Raw genomic sequence first — 5,821 nt, forward strand, 5'->3', positions numbered from 1 at the left:
GGCGTCGATGTCGGCGTCGCTGAGGTAGTTGACATGGTCGACGCTCGCGGCGCCGAACTCCACGGCGAGCGCGGTTCCCTCCCCCGGGCCGAGCTGGTTGCCGTGGACCCGCAGCCCCAGCCCGGCGTCCCGGCAGGCCGTGAGCACGGCCCGGCTCTGCTCGGCGGTGAAGGCGCCCCGCTCGCAGAAGACGTCGGCCCACTGGACGTAGGGGCGGACGGCGTCGAGCATGGGACCGCAGACGAGCCCGGTGTACGCATCGGCGTCGACGCCGGCCGGCACGAGATGCGCGCCGAGGTAGGTCACCTCGTCGACGACGCCCGCGGCGATCCGCGCGCTGCGGGCCTCGTGTTCGACGTCGAGCCCGTAGCCGGTCTTCGTTTCGAGGTAGGTGGTGCCGCCGGAGGCCGCCTCGGCTGCCCGGCCCAGCAGCAGCCGGGTCAGCTCGTAGTCCCCCGCGGCCCGCGTGGCCTCGGTGGTGACCGCGATGCCGCCGGCCCGGTACTCGGCCCCGGCCATCCGGGCTTCGAATTCGGCCGTGCGGTCGCCGGCGAAGACGAGGTGGGTATGGCTGTCGACCCAGCCGGGCAGTCCCGCCCGGCCTTCGGCATCGTGCACGGTATCCGCTGCCGGGGCGGCCGCGGCCGGGCCGATCCAGCTGATCCGCTCCCCCTCGAGGACGACGGCGGCGTCGGTGAGGACCCGCTGGTCGGCATCGGAGGTTGAAAGTTCGCCGATATTGGTGATGAGGGTCGAGCTCACTGGATTCCTCCTGCGTTCATGCTGCGGTCGGTGCTGTGGCCGGCGCCGATGCGGCCGCCGCCCATCCTCCCGAGGACGGCCGCCAGCAGGTCTGCGGGGTCGCCCAGGCGCAGGTGCCGCCCGCGGTGGGCGGCGGGGACCCCGCCGATGACGACGTCGGTGACGTCCTGCGCCGTGGCCGAGTACACGAGCTGCTCCGGGTCGCTGCCGACGGTGCGCACCGAGCGGGGGTCGATGGCCACGAGGTCGCACACGGCACCCGGCTCGAGCCCGGCCGGCGGGCGGCCCTGCGCCCGGAGCCCGCCCCCGGTTCCGGCGGCGAGCAGCCGGGCCGGGGTGAACTGCGGGCGGCCTCCCGTCGCGAGGCGTTCACCGTGCTCGAGGGCCCGCATTTCGATCCACGGGTCGATGACGGCGTGCTGGTCGGTGCCCAGGGCGATCCGGGCGCCGGCGCGCTCCAGCCCGCCGGCGGGGCCGATCCCGTCGGCCAGGTCGGCCTCGGTGGTGGGGCACATCACCACCGTGGCTTCGGCGCCGCCGAGCAGGTCGATGTCGGCGGCCGTGAGGTGGGTGGCGTGCACCGCCGAGAGCCGGGAGGTCAGCAATCCGGTGGAGGAGAGCAGGCCGGTGGGGGTGAGCCCGGTGGCCGCGAGGCAGGCCTCGTTCTCGGCGGGCTGTTCGGAGAGGTGGATGTGGACCGGGACCTCCGGCGGAAGGGCCCCGGCGATCTCCGTGAGCGCCTCCGGCGGGACGGCCCGTACCGAGTGCAGGGCCGCGCCGACCGTGACGGCCGACGCCGGAAAGCGTTCGGCCACCACCTCCCGGAGCGAGGTGAAACGGCGCAGCCAGTCTCCGGCGGACGCGTCGGCGAACCGGAGCTGATCCGGCCCGGGCGGAGCGCCGAAGCCCGCGCTGAGGTAGCAGGTGTCGAGAAGGGTCAGCCGGATCCCGGCGCGGACCGCCGCCCGGGCCAGTGCCAGTTCCATGGCGTGGGGCCCGTCGGCGCTTCCGGCCGCGTCGGAACCCGCCGGGGCCGCCGCCGCGGAATCAAACACCATCGAATCCGGCACCGTCGAATCAAACACCGTCGAATCCGGCGTCGTCCCGGCTCCGTAGGGCGAGCCGTCGGGCCGGTGGTGCACATAGTGGAATTCGGCGACGCTGCTCCAGCCGGTGACTACCATTTCGGCGAAGACGGCGGTGGCCAGCTCCTCGTACAGCTCCGGGGTCAGCTGCCGCGCCGCAGCGTACATCGATTCGCGCCAGGTCCAGAAGCTGCCCGGGGCACCGTTATGGGTGCGGCCGCGCAGCACCCGGTGGAAGGCGTGGGAGTGGGCGTTGGCGGCGGCCGGGAAGACGACGCCGGGAAGCAGCGTGTCCCCGGCCTGCGCGGCAACCCCCGCCTCGAGGGAGACCACCGTCCCGTCTCCGGCGGGCACCACCCGGACGCCCTCGACGACGCCGCGGTCCCCCAGCCAGGCCGCCGCGCACCAGAGAGGCACCGGAGCCGACGTTCCGGTGCCGGGACCGTCGGTCCCGCCGCCGCTCACAGCAGGTCCTCGAGTACGTCGGCGAGCGCGGCGGCGCCGGCGTCGGCGTCCTCGCGTTCCACATACTCCTCCGGGGAGTGGCTGACCCCGGTGGGGTTCCGCACGTACAGCATGGCCGAGGGCACGACGCCGGCGAGCACCGCGGCGTCGTGGCCGGCGCCGGTGGGCAGGGACGGCGCCCCGCCGAGCGAGTTGCCGAGCCCCCGCTGCAGGGCGGGGTCGAAGGCCACGGTGCCGCTGAGGGATTCCTCGGTGAGGGTGACCGAACAGCCCTCGAAGGCTGCGGCCTTCTGCGCCTTGCCGTGGATGGTTTCGACCAGGGCGGCGGTGACGGCGTCGTCGGGATGGCGCACGTCGAGCCAGAGGTCCACCCGGGAGGCGATCACATTGGTGCCGCCGGGCACCGGGGTCAGGCGGCCCACGGTGGCGCGGGCGCCGTCCTGGCGGCGGGCGGCTTCGCGCACCGCAAGCACGATCTGCGCCGCGGCGACCATCGGATCGGCTCGGTCGGCCATTCGAGTGGTGCCGGCATGGTTGCCCTGCCCCCGCACCGACAGCCGCCACCGCCCGTGGCCGAGGACGAAGGAGCCCACGGCGACGGCGGAGCCCAGGTCGATCAGTCCGCGCCCCTGCTCGACGTGGAGTTCGATGAAGTCGCCGATGTTTCCCAGCGCCTCCTCGTCGCGCCCCAGCCCGGCCGGGTCGAGGCCCGCCGCGCGGGAGGCCTCGGCGAACGTGGTGCCGTCGGCGTCGGTGAGGTTGCGGGCCCGGTCGGCGTCGATCGTGCCGGTGAGCAGGCGCGAGCCCAGGCACGCCACCCCGAAGCGGGAGCCCTCCTCCTCGGGGAAAACCGCGACCGCGAGGGAGCGGTTCGGCTGCACGCCGCGCCCGCGCAGGAGATCGACGGCGGCCAGGGCCGAGGCGACCCCGAGGGGCCCGTCGAAGGCTCCGCCGCCCGGCACGGAGTCGAGGTGGCTGCCGGTGACCAGGGCTCCCCTCCGCCCCGTCCCCGGGACGTCCCACCAGGCCCACAGGATGCCGTTGCGGTCGGTCTCGACGGCCAGCCCGCGCCGGCCGGCCTCGGCCGCGAACCACTCACGCAGTTCGCTCTCCGCGGCGGAGTACACCGGGCGGGAGTACCCGCCGCGGCGGGCGTCGCGGCCGACGCCGTCGATCGAGTCGAGAAGGGTTGAGACGGATTGCATGTTGCCTCCGGGCAGAACGGCTGCGGGCGGTACAGGTGGCGGCACCGGCGGGTGCGGTGCGGGGGTGCAGTGCGGTGGGTGCAGTGCGGTGGGTGCAGTGCGGGCGGTGCGGGCGGGGGCTGGGGCGGAACGCGGCGTGCCGCGGGTGGGCCCCAGCCGTTACTCCTGCATGGGGATGCGCACGCCACGCTCGGCGGCGACCTCGGCGGCCCGGGGGTAGCCGGCGTCGACGTGGCGGATGACGCCCATGCCGGGGTCGTTGGTCAGCAGCCGCTCCAGCTTCTGGGCGGCCAACTCGGTGCCGTCGGCCACCGAGACCTGCCCGGCGTGGATGGAGCGGCCGATGCCGACGCCGCCGCCGTGGTGGATGGAGACCCAGGTGGCCCCGGAGGAGGTGTTGAGCAGGGCGTTGAGCAACGGCCAGTCGGCGACGGCGTCCGAGCCGTCGGCCATGGCTTCGGTCTCCCGGTAGGGCGAGGCGACCGAGCCCGAATCGAGGTGGTCCCGTCCGATGACGATCGGCGCCGACACCTTCCCCTCGGCGACGAGGCGGTTAAAGAGGAGGCCGGCCTTGGCGCGGTCGCCGTAGCCGAGCCAGCAGATACGTGCCGGCAGGCCCTCGAACTCGACGTGCTCGGCGGCGGCGTCGAGCCAGCGGTGGAGGTGCGTGTTGTCCGGGAACAGCTCCTTGAGGGCGGCGTCGGTGACGGCGATGTCGGCCGGGTCCCCGGAGAGGGCGACCCAGCGGAACGGGCCGAGGCCCTCGCAGAACAGCGGGCGGATGTAGGCAGGGACGAAGCCGGGGAAGTCGAAGGCCCGCGCGTAGCCGCCGGAGCGTGCCTCGTCGCGGATGGAGTTGCCGTAGTCGAACACCTCGGCGCCGGCGTCGAGGAACCCGACCATCGCCTCGACGTGGCGGGCCATCGAGGCCTGCGCCTTCTTGGTGAAGCCCACCGGGTCCGCAGCGGCTTCCCGTGACCAGTCCTCGAGGGTGATGCCTTCGGGGAGGTAGCTCAGCGGATCGTGTGCCGAGGTCTGGTCGGTGACGATGTCGATGTCGACCCCGCGCCGGAGGAGTTCCGGGAAGACCTCGGCGGCGTTGCCGACGACACCCACCGACAGCGCCCGCTTCTCCGCCTTCGCGGCGAGGACGGAGGCGAGGGCGTCGTCGAGCGAGTCGGCGACGGTGTCGAGGTAACGCTTGGCGACCCGGCGGGGCAGGCGCGACTCGTCGACGTCGACGATCAGCACCGCTCCCCCGTTGAGGGTGACGGCCAGCGGCTGCGCCCCGCCCATGCCGCCGCAGCCGGCGGTGAGGGTGAGGGTTCCGGCGAGGGTGCCGCCGAAGCGTTTGGCGGCGATCGCGGCGAACGTCTCGAAGGTGCCCTGCAGGATGCCCTGGGTGCCGATGTAGATCCAGGATCCGGCGGTCATCTGCCCGTACATCATCAGCCCCTCCGCCTCGAGCCGGCGGAACTCCGGCCAGGTGGCCCAGTCCCCCACGAGGTTCGAGTTGGCCAGCAGCACCCGCGGAGCCCACGGGTTGGTGCGGAAGATGCCGACGGGCTTGCCTGACTGCACCAGCAGCGTTTCGTCGTCCTCGAGGTCCTCGAGCGAGCGGACGATGGCGTCGTAGGCCTCCCAGCTGCGGGCGGCCTTGCCGGTGCCGCCGTAGACGACGAGGTCCTCGGGGCGTTCGGCGACCTCGGGGTCGAGGTTGTTCATAAGCATCCGCAGCGGCGCCTCGGTCTGCCAGCTCTTGGCCGTGAGGGCTCTCCCGCGGGCGGCGCGGATGGAGCGCGATGGGTCATGGGTGGTGGCTTTGGACGTTGCGGGGCCTGACGTTGGGGGGCTGGAGGTTATGGCGCTGGGTGCCGGGGCGCCCGCCTTGGGTGAGCTCATGCTGTTTCTCCTTCGGTTGTTTCAGCGGTGCCGGGAAGGATGGCCGCGGCCTCGCGGGCTACCTGCTTCCCGATTCCGGTGGCTTCGTCTTCACTGATGCGGTAGCTGGGAACCACCACGCTGAGGGCGGCGGCGATCCGGCCGCCGGCGTGGACCGGGGCGGCGATGGCTGTGACGTCGGCGTCGACGCCGTTGCGCACCACGACGAACCCGGCCGGCGGCGTCGTGCCGGAGAGCACCGCGCCGACAGCGGTCCCCTTCAGGGGAATGCTGCGCCCGACCCAGCTCGCGTGCCGGACCGAGTGGGTGCCTTCCCGAACGGCGAGGTAGACGCCGTGGGCGTCGTGGGAGGGGACGCTGAGGTAGGCCGATTCCCCGGTGAGCCGGACCAGCCGGTCGAGG

4 protein-coding genes and 1 pseudogene are annotated in these 5,821 nt (G+C 73.6%); all 5 read right to left on the reverse strand.

What is annotated here, in order from left to right:
- Positions 1–762 (reverse strand): annotated as a pseudogene (locus tag QZX79_RS16605) (imidazolonepropionase); the annotation flags it as partial.
- Positions 759–2,312, reverse strand: coding sequence for an amidohydrolase family protein (locus QZX79_RS16610; protein WP_294570021.1), 1,554 nt, complete (start codon positions 2,310–2,312; stop codon positions 759–761). The pseudogene QZX79_RS16605 and the gene QZX79_RS16610, both read right to left, overlap by 4 nt.
- Positions 2,309–3,517, reverse strand: coding sequence for an allantoate amidohydrolase (locus tag QZX79_RS16615; protein ID WP_294570023.1), 1,209 nt, complete (start codon positions 3,515–3,517; stop codon positions 2,309–2,311). Before QZX79_RS16615 ends, QZX79_RS16610 begins: the two co-directional genes overlap by 4 nt.
- A gap of 159 nt (positions 3,518–3,676) precedes the next feature.
- Positions 3,677–5,419 (reverse strand): urocanate hydratase, encoded by a 1,743-nt coding sequence (gene hutU, locus QZX79_RS16620; RefSeq protein ID WP_294570025.1) that lies wholly within the window; start codon positions 5,417–5,419, stop codon positions 3,677–3,679.
- Positions 5,416–5,821 (reverse strand): IclR family transcriptional regulator C-terminal domain-containing protein (locus tag QZX79_RS16625; RefSeq protein ID WP_294570026.1); only part of this gene is annotated, 406 nt, incomplete at its 5' end. The genes hutU and QZX79_RS16625, both read right to left, overlap by 4 nt.

This window comes from uncultured Arthrobacter sp. (assembly GCF_902805515.1).
GTDB lineage: Bacteria > Actinomycetota > Actinomycetes > Actinomycetales > Micrococcaceae > Arthrobacter_D.

Coding starts and splice junctions, on each gene's coding strand:
- QZX79_RS16615 (WP_294570023.1), bottom strand. CDS start 3,517: ATGCAATCCGTCTCAACCCTTCTCGACTCGATCGACGGCGTCGGCCGC.
- hutU (WP_294570025.1), bottom strand. CDS start 5,419: ATGAGCTCACCCAAGGCGGGCGCCCCGGCACCCAGCGCCATAACCTCC.